1 pseudogene is annotated in these 750 nt (G+C 43.9%); it reads left to right on the top strand.

What is annotated here, in order from left to right:
- Nucleotides 1–750, top strand: a pseudogene (locus AC1DRF_RS30740) (precorrin-3B C(17)-methyltransferase); the annotation flags it as partial.

The raw sequence follows: 750 nt of genomic DNA on the forward strand, positions 1-750 counted from the left end.
CGCTTATCGTGACCGTGAAGAAGTCGTAATGACTAACTTAAAAGACATGTTAAACCATGAAATAGGCATGCTGACTACCGTTGTTGTCGGAAATTCATCTACGTTCTTTTACGACGATTTAATGATTACACCACGCGGGTATCAGCGGAAATATACCCTCAACCAAACGGAGCAGCCGCTAAGACCGCATCAGCGACTTCGAAAAGAAGCAGAACCATGGGCTCTCGATCAAGAAGAGACTGTAGAGCAAACAGCTTCAGCAATTGAAGCAGTTCAGACCAAACCAGAAGAAACAGCAACTTCACGAGCTCTTGCAGAAGAAGCGCTTCAAGCAATTTTAGGTGAAACCACTTCTGGGGTCGTACACCAGCCAATACAGTCAATTTTCGAAGTCGCGGTTAGTCCAGGACTTGCCAATAAGAAATTCACGCCTGTTCAAATGACAACACTAGCAGAAGTTGTTGGTGAAAAAGGTACGATGGAGTATACACCTGACCATCAAATCAAACTTCAAATTCCAACAGCCCAGCCAGATGTGATTATTAAAAAGCTCAAAGCAGCTTCCTTTTTACTATCTCCGGTCGGAGACGTGTTCACAATTAAAGCGTGTGATTTTTGTGATGGAGAAAAAAGCGATGCTATTCCACATACGGAAGAATTACAAAAACGCCYTGGGGGAATGGACATGCCAAAAGAGCTGAAGCTTGGTATTAATGGATGCGGTATGGCCTGTTATGGCGCAGTTCAAGA

It is taken from the genome of Priestia sp. P5_B4 (genome assembly GCF_056400385.1).